Source organism: Desulfobulbus alkaliphilus, from assembly GCF_016918545.1.
Lineage (GTDB): Bacteria > Desulfobacterota > Desulfobulbia > Desulfobulbales > Desulfobulbaceae > Desulfobulbus > Desulfobulbus alkaliphilus.
The window spans coordinates 17063-36056 of record NZ_JAFFQC010000012.1; the positions used below are offsets into that span (position 1 = coordinate 17063).

Sequence of the window (18994 nt, forward strand, 5' to 3'; positions counted from 1 at the left end):
ATTCGACAATGGGGAAAATTATCTCACTGAACATCAGCCGGGAAAAAGGCGTCCACAAGGAACCGGTGGAGCGTGCTGAACTGAAAATCGATCATGGCATGGTCGGCGATGCCCACGCCGGCGACTGGCATCGGCAGGTCAGCCTGTTGGCTGAGGAATCCATCGCGCTCATGCGTGCCCAGGGCCTGGAACTTGACCCTGGCTCTTTTGCCGAGAACATCACCACTGAAGGCCTTGCGCTGTCCTCCCTGCCCATCGGCACCCGCCTGGGCAATGGCGAGATAGTCCTTGAGGTCACCCAGATCGGCAAAAAGTGTCACCATGGCTGTGCCATTTTCAAACAAGTCGGCGATTGCATCATGCCCAGGGAAGGTATTTTTGCCAAGGTGGTTACCCCCGGAATACTTCATCGGGGCGACAGCCTGGATATTCTCACGTAGCCGAGTGTTTCAGCGAGAAGCGCCTCCGGCAACAATCGCAATCACTCCCCGTACCATCCGTCGGGCAAGCCTGAGAATCGAGGCTCTGTTCGAACCTCATCGGCGAACCTGTACCAATCCGGGGCCGGTACGCTGATATCCGCTGATTAATTCCCCCCTTTCAGTGTATCGGGCCTCCTCGCCGGCATTGTTCCATCCGCTTCTTCTTCCACTCTCTTTTCTTCGGTAACGCTTTATCCATTGCGATCCATTGCGCCGGGGGTCCAGGAAAGCAGGAGCCACCTTGAGGGAAATACCCCGCAACACATTGACGTCAGAAGAAAAAATAGGTATCTTGCCCCACTACAAAAAGAAGGGCCAATACAATCCCCACCCACAGCATCCTGAAACAAAGCAATGAAAAGCTCCAGTTCGCGGAAAAAAACATCAAGACCCGTATGCATCGAAGGACCTCTCGACGTGGGCAAGTGGACCGAATCCGTGCAAGCCGGTTTTCATGCCATCGGCCTGGCCTCCACAGTGCATTACCATAACGCCATTGACCCTTTGTCGCGGATTTCCAACCGGGTCCACGCTTTTTTCAAACGCCGCGGTCTCCCTGGCATTTTTGTTACCTGGAAACAGATGTCCAGCCATCGGCTGCAAGCTCTTGTCCGACGCCACAAACCCAAAATCCTCATGTGCCTGCAAAGCACTATTGAAGCCAAGGATGCAGAGGAGTTACGGAAAATCAGTCCTGAAATAAAAATCATCTACTGGTGGGGACCGCCGGTAGACCAGGAGGATCAGATTCCCAGGTTGCTGGAACTGGCCTCTTTTGTCGACATCCTGGCACTGACGCACAAAGGGGATTGTGAGCACCTCCGCGCCCAAGGCGCCACCGATGCCATCCACCTCCCCTTTGCTGCCTGTCCCTATGCTCATCGGGTGCAGCTCACCCCGAGAATTCAAAAAAAATGGGGCCGTGATGTTGTCCTGGTTGCCCCCCATGATGCATACCTGGAGAATTTGGTCTGTAAAACAAGCGAGGCGATACAACAACCGGTGGATGTCTGGGGATCAGGATGGACCAGCAGTCGGTGGGTCAAATTTAATGGCCAGGTTCACCCCCCAAAAACTCAATATATCTATGCGGCTTCGACCATTGTTCTCAACCTTTATAGGGCGGCAGGCACAAAGCATAACGGTTTGAATGCGGCTTGTTACGAGATCGCGGCCGCTGGTGGATTTCAGATCACCGAAGAGCAACCTGTCCTTGCAGGTCAACCATTGAACCGCCACCTTGCCACCTACAACGGGGTCAAGGAACTGGGCAAAAAAACGCGTTATTACCTGGAGGAAGCCGGAGCACGCGAGTCCATGCGCACAAAATTGCAAAAGCATGTTCTTGAACAGGAAACATACGGGCACCGTATGTTTGCACTGCTCAAGTCCATGGGGTACTCCTGACCCTGTACCGTAGCTGACAAACGATGGCCGTCCAGTGATGGCCGGTATGTTTACATCCTCCAGACCGGGCAACCCGGAACGCGACCCGATCAAGCAGCAGGGCAAAAAGCCTTATCCGCCCGCGGATCGGTTTGAAAAAAACCAGGAAGATTTCAACAAACAACTCGTTGAAATAAAATTAATAAAACGGCTTCGCCCCCTCATGCCAGCCCTTTGAGTTTGCCTGCATTTCTTCAGAGAACGACTTGAATTTCTTGACTTAAAGTTTGTTGTATTGTATGACAGGGCCCGTTGTCCTGCAGGCACTCACACCTGTGAAGTAGTGTATTATCTGATCGGGTTCTCTTGGGAGCCCGCGCCGGCAATGCAATCGAGCATGAACTCGAGCCTGAGGCAGCAGGTTCCATCGTTTAAAGACTCCTTTGGGTTCCACTGCCAGGAAGGGGTTCCTTACTACCAAAACCGATAGCAACCACCATGTCCGTTATCATTACCTTTTGCGTGATGTTCGCTCTCTGGATCGTGATGTCCGGAAAGTTCGACCTGTTTCATCTTGGGATGGGTGTGCTTTCCACCGGTCTGGTCACCTGGCTGTCCCATGATCTGCTTTTCAGCGGTCGTCCCCGGAAATTAGGAAAACTGCTTGCGGAAATCGGGCGATTTCTCCGCTATATGCTCTGGCTGTTTTGGCAGATTGTCCTGGCAAATATCCACATCGCCTCGCTGGCACTATCACCTCGCAGCAACGAGACCCTCGATCCCCGGATCATCAAGTTCAAGACCGTATTGAAAACCGATTTCGCCCAGTTTGTCTTTGCCAATTCCATTACCCTGACCCCTGGCACAACCACTATCCGCATCCAGGACGGCTTCTTTTATGTGCACGCCATCACCGTGCAATCGGCCGGTGACCTCGCGGGGGGAGAGGGACCCGGAGAAATGGAGCGCTGGGTGGCCTGGGTTTTTGAAGGAGGCAAACGCTGATCATGGAACAATTCTTCATCACCATCGGCGTGGCCCTGCTGCTTCTGATGCTGGCCACTCTGTATCGGGTCATCCTGGGCCCCACGGCCATCGATCGGATCCTCGGGGTGAATATCATCGGGATCAAGACCGTTGTCCTCATTATCCTGGTCGGTATCCTTGATGGCCGGGTTGAGATGTTCATCGATATCGCCTTTGCTTACGCACTGCTCAATTTCATCACCACCATCGCTGCTTCTCGATTCTTCCAGCGTCACTCGCAAAAAGCCCTGACCAAGGTCGAAGAAAAGGACAGTGCCCCTTCGGCCCCTCTGGAACGCCCGGGAACGGAAGGATAAAGGAGGAACTTCATGTTGCTTAATACCGTGGTCATTATCCTCATGTGCAGCGGTCTGGTGCTCTTTCTCGCCACCACCGTGGGCCTGCTTCGGTTCCCTGATTTTTACAGCAGGGTCCACGCCGCGGGCAAAGGAGACACCCTGTCCACCGCCTTGCTGCTTGCCGGACTGATTCTCTATATGTTGCGGGACTTCAACGGTGAAACCCTGCTGACAGCCGTCAAGCTGTCCCTGATTGTCTTTTTTGTTTTCATCGCCAGTCCAACGGCCACCCATGCCATTATCGATGCCGGTTACGAGGCTCGGGTTCCCTACTGGTCAAAGACCGGAGAGAAAACGGATGCCGAGCATTCGATTCCCGATGAATCCGTGGAACATCGGGAAAATCGCTAGATTCAAGGGGGAGTTATGTTTTGGGATTCGAGTCTGCTCTGGCAATTTGACCTGCTCATTCTGCTGATGATGGTTATTTGCGCCATTGCCGCCCTGTCTATCAAGGATCTGGTCAGCAGCGCGGTGGTCACGGGCGCTTACAGCTTTCTGATTTGTCTGATGTGGACAGAGATGCTGGCCGTGGACGTGGCCTTTACCGAAGCAGCGGTTGGGGCTGGAATCAGCACGGTCATCATTCTCGGTACCGCCCAGTTCATCAAGCGGAGGAGTAAGGATTGAAGCAGCTCACTTTCATCATTTTAATAGTCTGCGCCCTGCTCATGCTCAAGGCAGCGGCGGATCTCCCGGACTGGGCCGATCCCGCCTCACCGGCCAGTACACACCTGTCCCCGGATTTTCTTGAACAGGGCTATGTAGAAACCGCCACGCCCAATATCGTCACCGTGGTCCTGGCTGATTACCGAAGCTATGACACCATGTTCGAGGCGGTGGTTGTCTTTGCTGCCGCTCTCATTGTCATGGTGATCCTCCGCCATACCCCGCGGAAACGAGGCAAAACAATTCTGTACCGTCCCAAAAGGGAGGGGAGAGACACCATTCTGCAGGGTGCGGCCCAGCTGATCATTCCGGTTATGCAGATTTTCGCCCTCTATGTTGTCGGTCATGGGCATTACAGTCCCGGCGGTGGGTTTCAAGGTGGCGTCATCTTTGGGGCCAGTTTCATTCTCATTGCCCTCTGCTTTAATCTGCGATTCGCAATACAGCGTTTTCGGGAACAGGGCGTCCTGGTGTGCGTTGCCGGTGGCGTCCTGCTGTACGCGGCCATAGGTGCCATCTGCCAGGTCATGGGCTATAATTTCCTTGGATACACCGGGCTGGCCAGCATCCTGGGAGCAAGTGATGTCATGGCCCGCTCCTACGGGATTCTCGCTGTTGAAGTCGGCGTCGGTATAACGGTCATGTCGGTTATGGTTTCGCTCTATTACGATCTCGCTTCCAGCGGAGATCTTGACGAGGGTCTGTAAAATCATGGATGAGCTTTTTCACTATATCATCGCAAAATATAACTATTGGGCCTCCCTGGTACTGCTCTTCATTGGCTTGTATGGGATGATTGCCAAAAACAACCTGATGAAAAAAATCATCGGCATGGTCATCTTTCAGACCGCGATCCTGCTTTTTTTCGTCTCCATTGGTGCCAAACGGGGGGCGTCGGTGCCCATCATCAAATTTACCGCGGACAAGCAACCCTTGCTTGAAGCCACGGCCTATGCCAATCCCCTACCGCATGTGCTGATCCTCACCGCCATCGTTGTTGGCGTGGCGACCCTGGGTGTGGCACTTGCCATTCTGCAAAAAATCCAACGGGTGCATGGCACCATCGAAGAGGATGAAATTCTGGAGGATCAACGCTCATGATGGATCAGGCCCCAATCCTCATCATCATCATTCCGCTTTTCGCCGCCCTGTTCCTGACTCTGGTCGGGCCGTTGGGTCCCCGTTTTGCGTACGGCCTGCTCATCACCGGCCTGGTCGGGTCGCTGGGATGCTCTCTCCTCTCCCTTGGTCTGGTTCTGGATGGCAATCAGGCGGTGCAATACCGTTTAGGAGACTGGCCTCCCCCCCTGGGTATCGAGTTGGTCATCGATCATCTCAGTGGCGTGGTGCTTGTACTCATAGCAGGTTGTGCCTTGCTCACGGCCATTTATTCCCTGCGCACCGCGGAACAGGACAACCCGGACCGACTCAACCACTACTATGCACTTTTCTCGCTGCTGGTGACCGGGCTGTTGGGGATGGCCGCCAGCGGAGACGTTTTTAACATCTACGTACTGCTGGAAATCTCCGCCCTTTCCAGCTACGGCCTGCTGGCCCGGGGACAAGGTCCAGCCTACTTCGCCACCTTTAAATACTTGATCGTCGGCACCATTGGGGCCTGCTTTTACCTGCTGGGAGTCGGTTACCTCTACATCATGACCGGCTCTCTCAATATCGCCGACATGGCCGCAATACTCAGCCAACCTGAGTTGCAGGAATCGGTGAGCGTGCGCATCGGCTTCACCCTGATTATTCTTGGAGTCTGGATCAAAATGGCGCTCTTTCCACTCCATGCCTGGATGCCCAACGCCTACAGCAAGGCAGGGACCACAACGGCTTGCCTGATTGCGCCCCTGATGACCAAGGTCAGCGTCTACATCATGCTGCGCATGATGTTCACCCTCTTTTCCGCGGATTATGTCTTCTCCGCCATTGTCTGGAGCCCCTACGTTATTTATCTGGCCTCCGCGGCTGCAGTGATCGGCATGATCGCTGCACTGGCCCAGAGGGACCTGCGTAAGATGCTGACCTTCATCATTGTCGCTGAAATCGGTTACATGACTGGTGGTGCCTGGATCGCCACCGCCAGCGGCTTTATCGGCGCAACCTACCACATCCTGGCCGATGGGTTGATGACCCTCTGCCTGTTCATGGCTGTGGGGGCCATCATCTACCGCACCGGTGAAACCAGCATGGCCGCCATGCGCAATATTTTTCAGAAAATGCCTGTTACCGCGGTCATATTCGTGATCGGCGCCGCTTCAATCATTGGCGTCCCCCCCACCTGTGGATTTTTCTCCAAGTGGTACCTGATCCAGGGGGCGGCTGAAGCTGAAGCCTGGGTGTTTGTGGCCGCCCTGTTGATAGCCAGTCTGGTCGCGGCCATCATATTTTTTCGGCTCCTTGAAATCGCCTTTTTCGGCGATCTCGATACCACTGGTGCAAGCGGAGACCACGGCCATTCCCATCAACCCGTTGCAACACTTCGTGCCGAAGCTCCACTGTCCATGCTTATCCCCATGGTGATCACCGCAGCCAGCGTCATCATCCTGGGACTGTATACTAAGGAAGTGGTGAATTATTTCATCAGCTGGTCGGTTCCCCTAGGAATTTAGGGCTTTGTCCGCACTGCTTATTTCGCGAGGTTACAAGACAGGATGTACTCTCCATCATTTTATCAAATAGCGCCGGTTATCGCCGTTTGTGCATCTCTGGCCGCGGTCCCTCTGATCGCACTCAGTGGCAGCCGACCCAATCTGCGCGAATTCTGGACTTTCCTTGCCGCCGGAACCAAGTTTGCCATGGTCTTCTCCCTGGCGGGCTATGTTCTGGCCGGCAATGTGGTCGAAGTGGACTTGATTCGTGTGCTCCCCGAACTGTCCATCAGCTTCAGGGTGGACAGCTTTGGCATCGTTTTTGCCTTGGTCTCATCCTTCCTCTGGATTGTTGCAGCGACCTACACCATCGGCTACATGCGGGGACTCGATGAGCATGCGCAAACACGATTCTTTGTCTGCTTTGCACTGTCGCTCTGTGCGGCCATCGGGGTCGCCTTTTCCGGCAATCTGCTCACCATGTACATCTTTTATGAGATGCTCTCTCTTTCCACCTATCCACTGGTCGCGCATCATCAAGACCTGGAGGGTCGCGCCGGAGCCAGGAAATATCTTGTTTTCCTCCTGGGAGGATCTGTCGGCCTGGTCCTGCCGGCCCTGATCATTCTGTTCGCCCTCGCCGGTACCCTCGATTTCGCGTACAACATCCAATCTGGAATCGTTCCCGAGGGCACCGGGCCCACCATGGTGGTCATTCTCTTTTTCGCCTTTTTGTTCGGATTTGCCAAAAACGGTGTCATGCCGATGCATGCCTGGCTTCCCGGCGCCATGGTCGCCCCTACCCCGGTATCGGCCCTGCTGCATGCCGTAGCAGTGGTCAAAGTCGGGGTCTTCTGTACGACCCGCGTGATGCTCTACGTTTTCGGGATCGACCTGATGGCTGACCTCAACCTCGGTATAATTACCGCGTACATCGTTTCCTTTACCATTATCATGGCCTCGATCATTGCCCTGACCAAGGACAACCTCAAGGCAAGACTGGCCTACTCAACAGTCAGCCAGCTTTCCTATATTATCCTCGGGGTCGCTCTGCTGGCGCCCGCGGCCATTCAGGGCGGTATCATTCATATCGTCAACCACGCTTTTGCTAAAATCACCCTCTTTTTCTGTGCCGGAGCAATTTACGTCGCTACCCACAAGAAGAACATTTCCGAAATGGGTGGACTGGGCAGGGTTATGCCCTTCACCTTCGGCGCTTTTGCCGTGGCCTCGCTATCGATGATCGGAGCACCACCGGTGGCGGGATTCATCACCAAATGGTACATACTTGTCGGCTCGCTGGATGCCGGCCAGATGGCCATCATCCTGGTCCTGATTGCCTCCACCATGCTCAATGTCGGCTATTTCGCTCCGATTACCTACAAGGCCTTCTTTGGCAAGCCTCCTGCCGGTGTCTCCTATGAACCGGGAATCAAGGAAGCGCCTCTTATCATGGTTGTGCCCATAATGGTCGCGGCTACTATCTCGGTCTTCATAGGCATTTTCCCAGGTTTCATGATGCAGTTCGTGCAAATGGTGATCCCATGATTGTCAAATTTATCGATTATTTGCGTGATCGACTGAAACTTGTCATTCGCCTCTGTTTTGGGGTGCTGGTACTGCTTGTACTGTATGACGCATTGTTGCTGGACAAAAGTTACGCGCACACCGCGGCTGAAAAGCTGCCGGGGTTCTGGTCTCTTTTCGGGTTCATTGCCTGCATCCTGCTCATTGTCTTTGCCAAATTGTACGGTTATCTGGGCATCCAGACCCGCGAGGATTACTATGATCGGTAATCAACGACCGTCATTCCATATTTTCCACACCAGGGCCAATCGTCACATGCCTGCGCAGACCACCTGTCTGCCAGAAAAAAATGCGGCGTTGGCAAACATATACTTTTCCCCGGTGTGGGAAAGTAGCTAACTTACCTGTTCGTAGAGGGATTTGATGTTTACTGAACTCTGGTTACATCCTGCTCTGATTTTGATTGTCGGGGCGCTGATCTTGCCCCTGGTTAAAGGAGTGGCTCGCAAACCTTTCCTGATGCTGGTGCCTGTGCTCGCCTTTGCCGCAGTCCTGCTGATGGAACAGGGCACCTACGGAGTCTTCCCCTTTCTTGACTGGAACCTGACCTTTGGGCGGGTAGATAAGCTCAGCCTGGTCTTTGCCTATATCATGACCCTGATGTGCATCATCGGCACCTTGTTCGGTCTGCACGTGGAAAATGATTATGAGTACATGGCCGCCTGGTTTTATGTAGCCGGCTCCCTCGGGGTTATCTTCGCCGGGGACTTCCTGGTCCTGTTCCTGTTCTGGGAAGTCATGGCCTTTTCCTCCGTGTTTCTGGTCTGGTTCCGCGGACGGCAGCAATCCCTGGCCGCGGGATACCGCTACCTGCTGGTCCACACCGCCGGGGGGCTCGCTCTCCTTGCAGGTATCGTTCTCCAATATCAGGCTACAGGCGACCTGAGTTTCAATCTTCTCGATGTCAGCAACCCTACGCTGGCGCTCTACCTGATCCTGATAGGTTTTATCCTCAATGCAGCAGCGCCGCCTTTCCATGCCTGGCTGCCCGATGCCTATAGCGAGGCAACGGTGAGCGGTGCGGTCTTCATGTGTGCCTTCACCACCAAAACTGCGGTCTATGCCCTGGCTCGGGGATTTGCCGGTATGGAAATTCTTATTGCCCTGGGCGTCATGATGACCCTGTACGGGGTTATCTACGCTACACTGGAAAACGATGGACGCCGATTGCTCTCCTATCATGTCATCAGCCAGGTAGGATTCATGGTTGCGGGAATAGGGATCGGTACCGAATTGGCTATTAACGGGGCCTGCGCACATGCCTTTGCCCACATCCTCTACAAGGCGCTGCTTTTTATGGGGGTTGGATCGGTCCTGTACATGACCGGTAAAAGTAAGCTCACCGAATTGGGTGGCTTATACAAAAAGATGCCTCTGGCCTTTCTGTTTACCCTGATCGGTGGTTTGTCGATCTCCGGGTTCCCCCTGTTATCCGGTTTTGTCAGCAAGTCAATGATTATTGCCGGTGGATTCGACGATCATCTGTACTGGGCCGCCTTTTTAATGATGCTGGCATCAGTGGGCACCTTTCTCTCCGTTGGCCTCAAAATGACGTACTTCATCTGGTTCGGCAAAAACAACTGTTCTCAGGAGACCTGGGATAAGGCCGCTGACCCCCCCATGCACATGAATTATGCCATGGGGTTCACCGCCTTCCTTTGTTTCTTTATCGGCGTATACACACCCTATCTCTACAATATGCTGCCCTATGCAGTCGAGTACCGGCCTTATACCGCTTATCATCTTGCCGAAGTGATACAGATTCTCCTCTTCACCGCGCTGGCTTTTTTCCTCGTTGTCAAAAAGCTGGCCCCTAAACCGATGATCAGCCTCGACGTCGACTGGTTCTATCGGATGAGTGGCAGCGTGTTCAAGGTCACCGCCGATCGCAGCATGACGTATGTCAACCAATGGGGACAGGAAACCCTGGCCGAAGCCATCCCCCATCGTCTCAATCGATTTTTCCTTGAAGGACCGGCCCGCCTCTGTCTGCTGGTGGTCAAGCCGATCTGGCAGTTGACTGGAGTTCGCATCGACGGTCCTGATGGTGCTGAACATCGCTTTCTGGAAACTTTCAGTCGTTCTCTGTTCACCATCGGTTCCAGTGCCATCTTTACAGTGATCGTGTTGCTGGTGCTGCTGTATTCAATTATGTAGACCAATAGGCCGTACTGTATTGGGCTGAAGGAGACGGACCAGATAACTGACCGTCTCCTTCAGCCTTCTTCTGCCCGAATAAAACACTTGGTCTTCTTTGCTCCCTCTGGCCCCACCATGACACAGGCAGCTTATCGCGAGTGTGGTGGGTTACCACATCCTCCATCTCTCAATTTAGCAAGAAATAACTCAGCCTCTCCAAAGGACTTTTTTTTTACCCAGTTGCATACAATCCCGCCGATCCGACAATCCTGACTCCGGTCGGCCGGTGCTACCGCTGAGCGACAATAACAGAACCAGCGTCCACCAGACCGAGCGTCAAAGCCATACCCCTGCCAATAAGCACCTGTCGACCGACAATACGCTGCTACTCCTACTCTTATCCTTCCACCACCCTTTTACTATTCCCAGAGACTGTTCACGGTCACTCCGCCGTTTCCTTGCACTTTTTATCGCAAATGCCTCTTTATCGCCCTACCGGTTACGACTGAAATCCTTCACCATGGCAAGGGAATGGCAAACTCGTTTCTTCTAATCCTATACTTGTTGTTCCGCGTTTCTTATCAGGGCATGCAGACACTTTAGTTCAACTTACCCCAGGCACGACAGGCTTGATGGCAAAGTTTCAACCAATCTGCTCTGGAAAGTTAACGGCAACATGGGCAGTAAATAAAAAAAGGGATGCAGAAAGGCTGCCTGGCAGCCCTCCGCATCCCAGTCTCAATCATGGTGATAAGGGGGGTGAGGATTTCAGGGCCCGATTATGCTCGGCCTCACAAAGTCCTTTACTCCCCCTTTATGTATTAAAAACTAACTATCCCCGATGCAGCGATGAAGATAAACACTGCAACAAAAATACAAAACCCCGCATAGAGATAAATTTTCTCCATCGCATAGACAATGGCGGCTATGATCAGGGCAAAACCTGCCGAGGAGCACCCCAGAGCCAGTCCGAACTGGGTAAACCCATCACCGGTGAAAAAATTGTCCATCCAGAAGTGACCACCAGGAAAACCGCCGGCGACTATCATCCACACCTCTTCGGCAGAGTGTCCCTGGAAGATAGCTGCAAAGGTAAAATAAGGGTTCATCACATTGTCGTCAGGGTTGATCAAGGCGATCAACGGTCCGACTATGCAGATGAGGCAGGCAACAACGGTCAGGTAGTAGACGGCTTCGCCGTACACAATCTGGCCCTTGGGCATAATAGGTCGATCCGAACTCATAACAATATCCTCCTAAGAAGTAACGCACTTCAAATGGCGTTATAAATCAGTCAGTTGACTTGAGCACCTTGACAACATTGAAGATGACCCAGGTAAAAATAACAACAAAGACAACTCCGGTCATCCAGTTCGGTACCGGTTGAATGTAATCCAAACCGGTCAAACCTCTGGTCACCAGACCCCAGCAGGAGAATATCATAAAACCAATAAGCAGGTAGCGGACAAATCCAGCCTTGACCCGAATGAGGACGATAGCGCCCAACAAGCCACCCATAACCTGGCCGACGAGCCAAGGAGCAGCGAAGATGGGAATGATGGCGCCCATCATGATGTAGGGCCAGACCGCGATGCAGTCACCCATGCCCAGTAACACACCGGAGTTGGCTGCAGCCACTTTCAAGGGCACACCCATGACCAGATTCTGGGCCGGGACAATGGCCCAGCCGGCACCCAGGCCGAAAAAACCTGAGAGGAGGCCAACACCGATGATACAGAGGAAAGCCCAGGGAGAACGTTTCAGGCCATAGTCCACGACCTTATTCAGGGACGGCTCGTAAAAAGGTTGGCGTAACTGCAGCGTTTCGGTAAGTTTGTCGGACTTGTCAACCTGTGGCCATTCGATCTTTTTACCGCCAAAGATAAAATAGAGCGCCAGAGTGAAGAGGATGACACCCAGAACGATGCGGACAAATCCCTCGCCAGCCTCACCCATGTGTTGCGCCACCAGAATGGCACCGTTGGCACCGCTAAAAGCACCGATGGCGAAAGCGCAGCAAAGAAAAACGCAGATGCGCATATTGGCAAGACCACTACGCATAAAAGGTCCAGTGGAGATGAGGCCACTGAACATGGCCACGATGAGACCGGTACCGCGGATAATCAGGCTGTCCACCGGGGTAAAGGCCAGCATGACCGGGGTGAACATGACCCCGCCACCAATGCCGCCCAACACGCCCAAAAGAGCGATCACCAAACTCAATACGAAAAATGCGAAAAGCCAACCAACCACCGCTCCAGTGGCCATGCCCCCTTCAGGGGCCTCCGAGACGAACGAGATGGTCGTCATAGCGGTGTACGTCAAGACCGTGACCAGAACCATTACAAATGTTTCCGGCCAGGGCGATTTCAACATTCTGCCCATAAACTTACCTCCAACTGTCATGTAAAATTTTATTTCAACCTGTCAAAAAAATCACCGTGGTTGTCCACATCCGCTTGCACCTGTTCCGCTCGACGAATGCCTCTGCCCAAGGCGATTGCACGCTGCTCATACGAACACCTCCAACTGATTAATCTTTCGTTTCTAAATAAATTTATAATGAATATCCATTCATCTTTTACCGTAATTTGCGTAATTATCTTTTTTCACAGAGATTTGCAACGCAAAAAATGTCTTGTGTAAATATTCGCAACTTAACATATAAATATTTGATGTTTTTTTACTTGTCTTAAGTGGTTGTTTCTGAAAGCCCACTGGAGCCAACCCGCCATGCCGCAGTCCAGCAGCCAGGCAAAATACTGCTTAAAAAGTGCCGGGCCATTGATCACATATTGCGGCCCCCGTTGATTGTCTGGATTTGCTAAAGCGAGGCAACCTGATCAGGCTCAAAAAAAAAGGACGCAGAGAAGCTGCCTGGCAGCTCTCTGCATCCTGGTCTCAAGCGTGAAAAGTGTGTAAAATACTGGAAGGACTATGTCCTCCGCGCAACACCCCTTGCCTGCTCTTTATGGATTAAAATTGAACCAGCCCCGATGCGGCGAGAAAAATAAAGGCTGACACAAAAAGACAAAATCCCGTATAAAGATAAATTTTCTCAAAGGCATAGACAACGGCGGCCACGATCAGGGCAAAACCCGCCGAGGTGCACCCCAGGGCCAGACCGAACTGGGTAAAACCGTCACCAGTGAAAAAATTGTCCATCCAGAAATGACCGCCCGGAAAGCCTCCGCCCACAATGGTCCAGACCTCCTGAGCGGAATGCCCCTGGAAGATGGCGGCAAAGGTGAAATAGGGGTTCATCACATTGTCTTCAGGGTCGATCAAGGCGATCAATGGCCCGACGATGCAGACAAGACAGGAAACAACGGTCAGGTAGTAGACGACTTCGCCATACACAATCTGACCTTTGGGCATAATGGGTCGATCCGAATCCATACCAACGTCCTCCTAATTAATAACGTATACTTAATGTGTTAAAGATCAGTCCTTTGCCTTGAGCATTTTGATAACATTGTAGAGCACCCAGGAAAAGATAATGGCAAAGACAATTCCGGTCATCCAGTGCGGTACCGGCTTAATGTAGCCCAAACCGGCCAGACCTCTGGTCACCAGACCCCAGCAGGAGAATATCATGAAGCCGATGAGAAGGTAGCGGACGAATCCGGCCTTGACCCGGATGAGGACGATGGCACCCAAAAGGCCTCCCAGCACCTGACCCACAAGCCAGGGAGCGGCAAAGATGGGGATAATGGCACCCGTCATGATGTAAGGCCAGACCGCGATGCAGTCCCCCATGCCCAGCAGCACACCGGAGTTGGCCGCAGCCACTTTCAAGGGCACACCCATGACCAGGTTCTGGGCCGGGACAATGGCCCAACCGGCACCCAGCCCGAAAAAACCGGACAGGAGGCCAACCCCGACGATACAGAGAAAAGCCCAGCGGGAACGTTTCAGACCATAATCCACAACCTTATTCAGGGACGGCTCGTAAAAAGGCTGTCGCAACTGCAGCTTCTCGGTAAAATTATCCGCCTTGTCAACCTGCGGCCACTCGATCTTTTTGCCGCCAAAAATAAAATAAAGGGCCAGGGTGAAGAGGATGACTCCCAGGATCAGGCGGACAAATCCCTCACCAGCCGCGCCCATGTGCTGCGCCACCAGGATGGCGCCGTTGGCACCCGTAAACGCACCGATGGCAAAGCCGCAGCAGAGAAAGACGGAGATGCGCATATTGGCCAGACCGCTGCGCATGAAAGGCCCGGTGGAGATGAGACCGCTGAACATGGCCACGATGAGGCCGGTGCCACGAATAATCAGGCTGTCCACCGGAGTAAAGGCCAGCATGACCGGGGTGAACATGACCCCGCCGCCAATGCCGCCCAGCACAGCCAGGAGAGCAATCACCAGACTCAAAATGAAAAAAGCGAACAGCCAACCAACCACCGTACCGGTGGCCATACCCCCTTCAGGGGGTTCCACGACGAATGAAATGGTCGTCATGGCAGTGTACGTCAAGACCGTGACCAGAATCATGATAAATGTTTCCGGCCAGGGCGATTTCAACACTCTTCTCATATAATTGCCTCCAACACTCATGTAAAATTTGGTTATCAACCTGTTGAAAAAATCGTCACGGTTGGCCACATCCGTTTGCTTCTGTTCCGCTCAACGAATGCTTCTAGCCAGGGCGACCGCTCACTACCCATGCACTTTCCTCCCTTTGTTAATTTTTCTATTGAGTTATCCATCCCAAAACGGATCCGTGGTTCTGTCTCTTGGCTGCGCTTGCAAATTGAATCTCGGGAACAGCAAGCAGATACCCGTGGTTCAATGCATCCGCGCGCCTCGATTCAACATGAAGCGTGCGGACGGACGCCCCGAAGGACGAATGATAAAGGGTACCATCAAGGATTCCACTGCAATTACAATGTGATTACAGCAAGATATTCCCAAAACAAGCGTCCAGCCGTCACGGATTCAGAGCGTGAATGACAGACGACAAATTGCAAAGATCAATCCTGACGAAGATTTCTCGGCAGGTCGGACGACCAACACCGCCCGTGACGCACGGTTTTCAGTGGTTTGTCCGATCACAACAAGAGCCAGATCTGAATCTTCCCCGGCGAGGGGGCACAGGCCTGGCTGCATTAGACTTGCGTCAATGGAGAATCGGTTCCCGTTTAAAAACGGGAACCGTTGTTCCTCCACGATAGCAACCGTCACAGACATCGAGATCGCGGCATGAATTTACATGTTGACCGCGTTTTCGGATGTACTGTACAAATTTTTAGTAGTGGGTTGTTACTCGATCCGCTTGAAGAAGAGTTCGACCTACCATCAACTGCGAGGTACGTGGGCTAGGGGTAAGGTCGAAAAGGTGAAATTGTTGGTCAGGAAAACCAGTATGTTGCCCGATTGCGGATCGTTGAATTTGATAGGTCTGAGTTACACGGGTTCATCCGCGACCAGGCCATTGTGCTCAGCGGCCTGGCTGCGGATGAACCCGGTTGCCCGATTACTTGAAAGAGAGTACTACCTCCGACAAATCTGCAGAGTTATAAACCAAACGGCATAAAGTTTTTTCGTTTTTTATTACCATCGTCGGTCGTTGGCGCGAACCGCAAATGAATCGCGATTCAGATATTTAGGTTTTCGCCTTTTAACGATAAATTACCTTTTTCCAAGGAAATTAGCAAGACATAAAAACACGATTTCCAGCAGCAACGCCCGGCATAAAACCTTTTGAAATTATTGCTTTTTTAACTGCCACCCTTTTTACCTTGATCGTTTTCCGCCAGAAGCCAACATCTCCTTTCCCGGAATCCGACGGGTCTAGGGAAAAACCATGGGCATCAAACGAAAAGCAGCCACGGGCACCCGCAAATTACAATTGCAATATATTGATTTGCATGCTAATCATTTGCAACCATGATGCCGGTGCCGCATTGACGGTCATCCTTCCTGCAGTGCGACCACTGCCTGAGACCTCGACAACGTAGCCCCTGACGCAACCAATTTCGACGACAACCATTTCCAACCGTTTGGAAGAAGGAGGCTTTATGCCAGAAATCAAAAGAATACTTTTGCCCCTGGTGTTTTCCGAGCATGACACATACGCCGCCGAATACGCCCGTCAAATCGCTCTGTGCGCCGGGGCCGAGGTCGACCTTGTCCACGTGACGCCTGAGGTCGATTTCGTCTATGGTCATGAGATGGCGTTGCAGGCCCTGCACAAGGATTTCAAAGGCTATGAAAAAGAGGTGGCCGATAAACTCATGACCGCCTTTGCCGAAAAATCCCTGGCCGGGGTAGCCGTTGGGAACAAAGTCGTTCTGCAAGGCAACCCTTTTGATGAAATCATCAATTACGCCACCCACAACGATATTCAAATGATCATTATAGCCACCCATTGCCGCAAGGGCCTCGAAGCCCTGACCGTCGGTTCCGTTGCCGAACGGGTGATCAAAGGCTCCAGCATCCCGGTCCTGGCCGTCCATCCGCCTTGCCGTATTGGAGATTGAGGCAGCCACACCCTTCATCCCCTGCAGTCAATCGATCCATCAACAGGCCTGACCGTGTACTATTGCATGGTCAGGCCTGTGTTCATCCAGGATCTTCAAGCGGCAGGAGGTCACCGGGGAGCTTTCCCGAAAAACACCGATAGACCTCCTGCGCGGATCACGTCCATGGATCAACTCCTTGACTGCTTCCAGCAAAAATATCACTCCTGAATCCAGGACGGAGGGACTCTGTTTTAGGATATATCTTGCCGTAAGCAAGTTATAATTGCAACTGAATCCTTGGCAATAAATATCAGCAGCCGCCCTTCGGGGCATCCGTCCGCACACCATTTTCATTGCCCGTAGCCGTCCGATGAAGTGTCCATTACTCGAACGGCCACGAACAACGAAGATGACGTACGGACGAACGCTCACGGATTCAGGCACTGTCCCGGACTCCGCGTCCTTTCCCTGTCCACAGAGAGGCCCACAGGCATGAGCAGTACCGATATCCAGACCCTGCTTGCGAATTTTGATCGACTGAGCGACACCTATATGCGGGAGGAGGTGGAAACCGCCCTGACCTGTCAGGATGCCATCACCCCTCACCTGCTGGCCATCATCGAAAGCGTGGCGGCAAACCCGCTGGTATACTCCCTGGAAGGGCACAACGGCCATGTCTATGCCGCGGCATTGCTGTCCCATTTTCAGGAGCCCGACGCCCACCTGCCCCTCATTCGTGCCTTTTCCATCCCCGAGGAACTGTTGGTGGAACTCTGGGGGGATCTCACCACGGAAACGTTGCCCACGATGCTCTACCGAACCTGCAACGGGTCCACGACAGCCATCAAGGAGCTGGTTGCCAACCGGGATGTCGATCAGTACGTCCGCTGTGCCGCCATGGAAGCCCTGTCCTATATTGTTGCCTTCGATCCATCCAGGCGGGACGAGGTGATCTCCTTTTTCCATGGGCAGTTCACCGGGGAAGAAGCGGACAGGGAATCCTATTTCTGGGGCAACCTGGCCGCAACCCTTTGCGACCTCCACCCAGGGGAATCCATGGAGGTTCTTCGCAAGGCCTATACCAAAGACATTATCCCCACCCGTTTCATCGAACAAAGAGATGTTGATGAGGCCAACGACAAGGACAAGGACGCGACCCTGACCGCCCTGCGTTCCTGGGTCATCAAACGGATGCCCGCGGATGTCCACGGCTATATCTCCTGGTTCGCCGAGTTTCAAGACCAGGATGCGACCCGGGCCTTTCCTGTACCGGATAACCAGAAAAAATCACCGGCTGGTGCTAAAAAAACTGGAACTGGAAAAAAGAAAGATAAGAAGAAAACCGGTAAGAAAAAACAACGGTGAGCGGGGACGCGCCACCTGAAAATTTCGACAACATTAAAATCCTGTGCCTCCAGGAGACGCAGGATTTTAACCAGACAATCAAGGAGGGATACGGCATCATTTTCTCTTGCCGTATCCCCCCTTGATTTAGTCCTGAATCCATGAGCGGCTGGTGAAGGGTATTATCAAGGATTCCAATGCAATTAGAATCTGATGACAGCAAGATACCCTCAAGACAAAAGTCCAGCCATCACGGATTCAGGGTAGTTTTTTACCGATTGCACGAGCACTGAGTGGGCCTATTTTTTCCGATGCGCCTCAATTGGTGATTTCTGCCCGCTATCGCCTGAAGTAACCACCGCATAATGACCAGTGCTGCGTATCACCAGCGTTTTTTATGGCTCCCACTGCACAACCAAGTCTTGCGCAGGTTCGCTTGTAACAATGTATCCTATTGCCTGCAAACAAAACATCTCATCACATATCCTACTGGTGCATGAGCTGGTCGACCCTGCCCTTCAGGTGGGTATCAAAACTGACCTGATTGGCAATGGCATTATAGGTCCCTACATCCAGCCCCACACCGTTGACGGCTTCCACCATCTTATCGTTCATTTCCTGATGTATTTCAACGGCTTCAGCCTGATCCTGAATCCCTTCTAATTTTTCTGTATAATCATTTCTTATATCTCTCACCTCACTGTTCGCTGCCACGAACTGATGCAGCTGGTCATCCGAAAAATCCTGGGCAGTATGGGCAGGAGGGGTACCGGCCGGACCTTGCCCGGCGTCACCACCGTAGCCCTGCTCACCATAACCTTGTTGGGCTAGTGCAGTGCCACTCATCAGTAAAATAAGTATGGCTAAGACAGAACCGGCAAAGGGTAAGCTATTGTTGATTCCATTTGTTCTTTTCATGTCAATCCTCCAATAATAAGATT

Annotated in this window: 19 protein-coding genes; 14 read left to right on the top strand and 5 right to left on the bottom strand. The window is 52.6% G+C overall.

All coding sequences use genetic code 11. The features are described from left to right. Positions 1-8: 8 nt before the first annotated feature. The 12 genes from JWG43_RS08025 (at position 9) to JWG43_RS08080 (ending at position 10260) form a co-directional block, all read left to right on the top strand. A complete protein-coding gene (locus JWG43_RS08025) occupies positions 9-440 on the top strand; it encodes an MOSC domain-containing protein (RefSeq protein ID WP_205242390.1) in 432 nt (143 codons plus the stop codon). Between the two features lie 459 nt (positions 441-899). Then, complete coding sequence (locus tag JWG43_RS08030; protein ID WP_205242391.1) at positions 900-1889, top strand: glycosyltransferase family protein; 990 nt, start codon at positions 900-902, stop codon at positions 1887-1889. A gap of 477 nt (positions 1890-2366) precedes the next feature. Next, a complete protein-coding gene (locus JWG43_RS08035) occupies positions 2367-2873 on the top strand; it encodes a Na+/H+ antiporter subunit E (RefSeq protein WP_205242392.1) in 507 nt (168 codons plus the stop codon). A gap of 2 nt (positions 2874-2875) precedes the next feature. Continuing rightward, on the top strand, positions 2876-3211 hold the full coding sequence (locus JWG43_RS08040; protein WP_205242393.1) for an MrpF/PhaF family protein: 336 nt from the start codon (positions 2876-2878) through the stop codon (positions 3209-3211). A 12-nt stretch (positions 3212-3223) separates the two neighbouring features. After that, positions 3224-3604 (top strand): monovalent cation/H(+) antiporter subunit G, encoded by a 381-nt coding sequence (gene mnhG, locus JWG43_RS08045; protein WP_240193468.1) that lies wholly within the window; start codon positions 3224-3226, stop codon positions 3602-3604. A gap of 15 nt (positions 3605-3619) precedes the next feature. Next, on the top strand, positions 3620-3883 hold the full coding sequence (locus tag JWG43_RS08050; protein ID WP_205242394.1) for a hydrogenase subunit MbhD domain-containing protein: 264 nt from the start codon (positions 3620-3622) through the stop codon (positions 3881-3883). Beyond that, positions 3880-4629 (top strand): hydrogen gas-evolving membrane-bound hydrogenase subunit E, encoded by a 750-nt coding sequence (gene mbhE / locus JWG43_RS08055; protein WP_205242395.1) that lies wholly within the window; start codon positions 3880-3882, stop codon positions 4627-4629. The genes JWG43_RS08050 and mbhE overlap by 4 nt, the downstream gene beginning before the upstream one ends. 4 nt (positions 4630-4633) lie before the next feature. Continuing rightward, positions 4634-5023, top strand: coding sequence for a cation:proton antiporter subunit C (locus JWG43_RS08060; protein ID WP_205242396.1), 390 nt, complete (start codon positions 4634-4636; stop codon positions 5021-5023). Beyond that, on the top strand, positions 5020-6537 hold the full coding sequence (locus JWG43_RS08065; RefSeq protein ID WP_205242397.1) for a complex I subunit 5 family protein: 1518 nt from the start codon (positions 5020-5022) through the stop codon (positions 6535-6537). The genes JWG43_RS08060 and JWG43_RS08065 overlap by 4 nt, the downstream gene beginning before the upstream one ends. Positions 6538-6579: 42 nt before the next feature. Next, positions 6580-8064, top strand: coding sequence for a monovalent cation/H+ antiporter subunit D family protein (locus JWG43_RS08070; protein WP_205242398.1), 1485 nt, complete (start codon positions 6580-6582; stop codon positions 8062-8064). After that, positions 8061-8312, top strand: coding sequence for a hypothetical protein (locus JWG43_RS08075; protein WP_205242399.1), 252 nt, complete (start codon positions 8061-8063; stop codon positions 8310-8312). Before JWG43_RS08070 ends, JWG43_RS08075 begins: the two co-directional genes overlap by 4 nt. Before the next feature lie 154 nt (positions 8313-8466). Then, positions 8467-10260 (top strand): Na(+)/H(+) antiporter subunit D, encoded by a 1794-nt coding sequence (locus tag JWG43_RS08080; RefSeq protein ID WP_205242400.1) that lies wholly within the window; start codon positions 8467-8469, stop codon positions 10258-10260. 803 nt (positions 10261-11063) lie between these two features. On the opposite strand, the gene JWG43_RS08085 is transcribed toward JWG43_RS08080, so the two are convergent. From JWG43_RS08085 to JWG43_RS08100, 4 genes are all read right to left on the bottom strand, one after another. Beyond that, positions 11064-11486 (bottom strand): hypothetical protein, encoded by a 423-nt coding sequence (locus JWG43_RS08085; protein WP_205242401.1) that lies wholly within the window; start codon positions 11484-11486, stop codon positions 11064-11066. Between the two features lie 46 nt (positions 11487-11532). Then, complete coding sequence (locus tag JWG43_RS08090) at positions 11533-12627, bottom strand: sulfite exporter TauE/SafE family protein (RefSeq protein WP_205242402.1); 1095 nt, start codon at positions 12625-12627, stop codon at positions 11533-11535. Between the two features lie 591 nt (positions 12628-13218). Then, positions 13219-13641 carry a hypothetical protein gene (locus JWG43_RS08095; protein WP_205242403.1) on the bottom strand — a complete coding sequence of 141 codons (423 nt, stop codon included), beginning with the start codon at positions 13639-13641 and terminating at the stop codon, positions 13219-13221. 45 nt (positions 13642-13686) lie between these two features. Continuing rightward, the gene (locus tag JWG43_RS08100; protein ID WP_205242404.1) at positions 13687-14781 is read right to left on the bottom strand and encodes a sulfite exporter TauE/SafE family protein; all 1095 of its coding nucleotides are present in this window, start codon (positions 14779-14781) and stop codon (positions 13687-13689) included. A gap of 1484 nt (positions 14782-16265) precedes the next feature. Here JWG43_RS08100 and JWG43_RS08105 point away from each other — a divergent pair. Next, on the top strand, positions 16266-16727 hold the full coding sequence (locus JWG43_RS08105) for a universal stress protein (protein WP_205242405.1): 462 nt from the start codon (positions 16266-16268) through the stop codon (positions 16725-16727). A gap of 474 nt (positions 16728-17201) precedes the next feature. Next, positions 17202-18074: a DUF1186 domain-containing protein gene (locus JWG43_RS08110; RefSeq protein ID WP_205242406.1), complete on the top strand. Its 873-nt coding sequence runs from the start codon at positions 17202-17204 to the stop codon at positions 18072-18074. Between the two features lie 465 nt (positions 18075-18539). Here JWG43_RS08110 and JWG43_RS08115 read toward each other — a convergent pair whose 3' ends face one another. Next, entirely contained in the window at positions 18540-18971 is a 432-nt protein-coding gene (locus tag JWG43_RS08115; RefSeq protein ID WP_205242407.1) for a DUF4168 domain-containing protein, read from the bottom strand. Positions 18972-18994 lie beyond the last annotated feature (23 nt).

Bases quoted from the DNA above. Each gene is read 5' to 3' on its own strand.
- JWG43_RS08025 (WP_205242390.1), top strand. From the start codon at position 9: ATGGGGAAAATTATCTCACTGAACATCAGCCGGGAAAAAGGCGTCCAC.
- JWG43_RS08035 (WP_205242392.1), top strand. From the start codon at position 2,367: ATGTCCGTTATCATTACCTTTTGCGTGATGTTCGCTCTCTGGATCGTG.
- JWG43_RS08040 (WP_205242393.1), top strand. From the start codon at position 2,876: ATGGAACAATTCTTCATCACCATCGGCGTGGCCCTGCTGCTTCTGATG.
- mnhG (WP_240193468.1), top strand. From the start codon at position 3,224: ATGTTGCTTAATACCGTGGTCATTATCCTCATGTGCAGCGGTCTGGTG.
- JWG43_RS08050 (WP_205242394.1), top strand. From the start codon at position 3,620: ATGTTTTGGGATTCGAGTCTGCTCTGGCAATTTGACCTGCTCATTCTG.
- JWG43_RS08060 (WP_205242396.1), top strand. From the start codon at position 4,634: ATGGATGAGCTTTTTCACTATATCATCGCAAAATATAACTATTGGGCC.
- JWG43_RS08065 (WP_205242397.1), top strand. From the start codon at position 5,020: ATGATGGATCAGGCCCCAATCCTCATCATCATCATTCCGCTTTTCGCC.
- JWG43_RS08070 (WP_205242398.1), top strand. From the start codon at position 6,580: ATGTACTCTCCATCATTTTATCAAATAGCGCCGGTTATCGCCGTTTGT.
- JWG43_RS08075 (WP_205242399.1), top strand. From the start codon at position 8,061: ATGATTGTCAAATTTATCGATTATTTGCGTGATCGACTGAAACTTGTC.
- JWG43_RS08080 (WP_205242400.1), top strand. From the start codon at position 8,467: ATGTTTACTGAACTCTGGTTACATCCTGCTCTGATTTTGATTGTCGGG.
- JWG43_RS08085 (WP_205242401.1), bottom strand. From the start codon at position 11,486: ATGAGTTCGGATCGACCTATTATGCCCAAGGGCCAGATTGTGTACGGC.
- JWG43_RS08090 (WP_205242402.1), bottom strand. From the start codon at position 12,627: ATGGGCAGAATGTTGAAATCGCCCTGGCCGGAAACATTTGTAATGGTT.
- JWG43_RS08095 (WP_205242403.1), bottom strand. From the start codon at position 13,641: ATGGATTCGGATCGACCCATTATGCCCAAAGGTCAGATTGTGTATGGC.
- JWG43_RS08100 (WP_205242404.1), bottom strand. From the start codon at position 14,781: ATGAGAAGAGTGTTGAAATCGCCCTGGCCGGAAACATTTATCATGATT.
- JWG43_RS08105 (WP_205242405.1), top strand. From the start codon at position 16,266: ATGCCAGAAATCAAAAGAATACTTTTGCCCCTGGTGTTTTCCGAGCAT.
- JWG43_RS08110 (WP_205242406.1), top strand. From the start codon at position 17,202: ATGAGCAGTACCGATATCCAGACCCTGCTTGCGAATTTTGATCGACTG.
- JWG43_RS08115 (WP_205242407.1), bottom strand. From the start codon at position 18,971: ATGAAAAGAACAAATGGAATCAACAATAGCTTACCCTTTGCCGGTTCT.